This window comes from Bradyrhizobium genomosp. I (2014) (genome assembly GCF_000261685.1).
Taxonomy (GTDB): domain Bacteria; phylum Pseudomonadota; class Alphaproteobacteria; order Rhizobiales; family Xanthobacteraceae; genus Bradyrhizobium.
The window spans coordinates 1-2,814 of record NZ_AJQE01000460.1 but is presented as its reverse complement, the minus strand read 5'-3'; the positions used below and the strand labels follow the sequence as shown (position 1 = coordinate 2,814).

The 2,814-nt window shown below is 59.8% G+C and carries 3 protein-coding genes; 2 read left to right on the top strand and 1 reads right to left on the bottom strand.

Translation table 11 applies throughout. The features are described 5' to 3' along the window. The first annotated feature begins 394 nt into the window (after nucleotides 1–394). The gene (locus IC50_RS37925) at nucleotides 395–586 is read left to right on the top strand and encodes a hypothetical protein (RefSeq protein ID WP_014498042.1); all 192 of its coding nucleotides are present in this window, start codon (nucleotides 395–397) and stop codon (nucleotides 584–586) included. A 336-nt stretch (nucleotides 587–922) separates the two neighbouring features. Here the strand turns inward: IC50_RS37925 and IC50_RS37920 are convergent, their stop codons facing one another. Then, nucleotides 923–1,699, bottom strand: a complete 777-nt coding sequence (locus IC50_RS37920) for an EAL domain-containing protein (protein WP_014498043.1) — start codon at nucleotides 1,697–1,699, stop codon at nucleotides 923–925. A 322-nt stretch (nucleotides 1,700–2,021) separates the two neighbouring features. Between IC50_RS37920 and IC50_RS37915 the strand changes: the two genes are divergently transcribed. Next, entirely contained in the window at nucleotides 2,022–2,810 is a 789-nt protein-coding gene (locus tag IC50_RS37915) for a hypothetical protein (RefSeq protein WP_223153754.1), read from the top strand. Nucleotides 2,811–2,814: the final 4 nt, after the last annotated feature.

Here is a 2,814-nt window from a genome sequence, read left to right as displayed (position 1 = left end):
GTGGCGCTATTTAGGTACAGACCCTAGGTGAGGTTGCAGCTGCCGGCAGGTGATGGGCTGCTGCAAAGGATCGACCTAATCACCCCGACCGAGACTCGTCAGCTTCTCGAAAGGTAGCGCGCCTAGCGTGAGGCTGCTGAACTCTAGGCGAGCACGTCTATTGAGACGTAACAAGACGAGCATAGGAGAAAGCGATGGCCGCCGAAAACAAGAACGCCGGCAAAACGGACAACGTACAGCCCAAGACCGTTGGTCTCGGCAAGAGCGCCGAACTGAGCCTGAGAAGTCTGGGGGGCGAGCACCGTCTTTCTTTCTATTCCTGCCCCTCGTATCGTCGGCCCGCCCGACGTAGCAGGCCACAACTAACGACTATCATAAAGAAAGGTGAATAGACATGGCGGTTAATAGTGTTGGCGGTAACGGCGCCGCTCCTGCTACCCAGCAGACCCAGGATGCCGGTTTCCAGAACCAGATGGCTGAGTTCGAGCGTGTTAGCCAAAAAGTTCAGGCCCAGGCCGTGGCAATGCGCAGAATTACGACCGAGCTCTCTTCTGAGAAGAAGGTCGCCGACGAGCGCGTCCAATAAGTCTGCCAAGACGGCGGCTCAGCGCGTCGCTACCGGATCCGCGCAGTGAATGACGAACTCCGGAAGAGCCGTGCGGCAACTGCCGTACGGCTTATCTCGTTATTCAGGACATTATCCTGAACGAATCGATCTCTCGAGTTTGAAGTGCATAGCAAAGCCGAGGGGAAGACGACCGCCGTCAGCATGTGAGTTGGCGCGGGGCCCGGCGCCGATCGGCACGTTAAGCCGTTGACATCATTAATCTGGGCAGGGTCATTCCATCCGCCGATTCACACAAAGCGCCTGATCGCCCGCGGCGAAGCGCTGCGCGCGATCGATGGCGACACTCGCGCCTGACTAGGCGCCATGCGTCAGGACGATCGGCTCTTTCTCCGAGAAGTGCGTGCGCGAGCGGGCGAACTTCTTGACGCCCATCGGCTTGCCGAACAGGTAACCCTGGACCTGATCGAAATCCATCTCATGTGCGGCAAGAAAGTCCGCGCGCGTCTCGCCCCCCTGCGCAATAACCTGCGCGCCGGAGTCGTGTGCGAGCTCGACGATACGCCGGCACACCGTCTGCTTGAGGCGCTGATCCGCGCAACCGGTGACGTATTGATGGTCGACCTTCAGCTGGACGAACGGAAAGTTCGGCAATCCCAGCAAGGATGGCCACTTCGCGCCGACATTGTCGATCGAGATGCCGATATTGTGCAGGCGAACGCGCCGGGCGACATCGATCGCCAGGTCGAGATTGTCGATCACCTCGGCGCTGTCGATCTCGATCAGCAGGCCGGCGAACGCCGCATGATCCGGAATCCGGTAGCAAAGCTCGCGCACCGCAGCATCGTCGGCCAGAAACGAGATCGGCAGGTTGATCGAGAGATCGACCGGTCCGATCTGCCCGAGCAGATAGCGCCAGTCCTCGATCGCGCGCGCGATCACGAACTCGGACAGCGCATGAAAATGCGGATCGCTTTCGTCGGGGATGAAGTAGGCAGGCGGCACGACGCCCCATGCGGGATGGCGCATCCGGATCAGCGCCTCGGCGCCGCTCGGAACCAATGTCCGGAGATGAAGTTTCTGCTGATACCACAGCTCGAGCGAGCTGGCTTTCAGCGCTTCGGGCACATCCACTGCCGGGCTCGGTGCGGGCTCGAGCGGCATCAATGACGCAAGAATCGTCGACAATTTGTGGAAGGGCTCGCAACCGGAGACGGTTGAGATGTATTTGGCGAGCGACTTTGAACACGGCGCCTTGCCGTCTCCTCAATCCCAGCGATGCCGCCCTTCACCTTCTCGAAGGCGGCCGTGAAACAATCACCCCACTGGTGACGAGCGCCTTCATCGCGGTCGATACTGCGGTGAGCGCGGTCCCCAGGAAGCCGCGGCTGCATCGACGGACAAGGCATCGAAGACTCAGAAGGATTTCAACTTTTCGGTGATGGGCGGAAAAAACGTGGTCGATCAGTTCATTGCATCGCAAAGCAAGTCGCCGGAGGGAATGAAGGCCGAGGTGGCAACCTATGGACTGCTTCCCGGCGCAATGGAGGCGATGAAGCTGCAATTGCAAACGGAGTCGATCGCGCGGGCGAACAACACCGCGATCACCGCCGCGCAGCAGGTGCAGCTCGACCTGCTGAAGCAGAAGACTTCGGAATACGCCATGACGCTGGCCGGGCTCCAGACGATCCAAGCGAACTTGACTCCCTCTGAGAGTTACCTACAGGAGCCTAAGATCCAAGCGCAATTCAACGCCAATACGATCAGTGCGCAGCAATTCCTGGATGCGCAACAAAGGCTAGCGGAGAACGCCCAATCGACGTGGAACACCGCCGGCGCCTCCATGGCGGGCGAATTTGCACAACTCTCGCAGGAATTCGGCAAGCACAGCATGGCTATGGCGACGGCGGCTAAAGCGTTCGGCATTGTCGAGGCAAGGATCAACACTTACACCGCCTTCACGAAGGCGTTGGCATCGGCCGTGCCGCCATTCAATGATGCGTTGGCTGCGGGCGTGCTCGCTGCCGGTATGGCCAAGGTCGCCGCGATCAGCTCTATGTCGACACCTAGCTTTAGCACCGGCGGCTTCGTCTCCGGCGCTGGGACAAGCGTCTCGGACAGCATTCCCGCAATGCTTTCCAATGGCGAATTCGTTGTGAATGCCGAAGCTACGCAACGCAACAGGCGGGAAATCGCCCAGCAAAGCGGTTCTCGTCAGTTTCATGCGCGTTTCGCGGGATCGTGAGCGC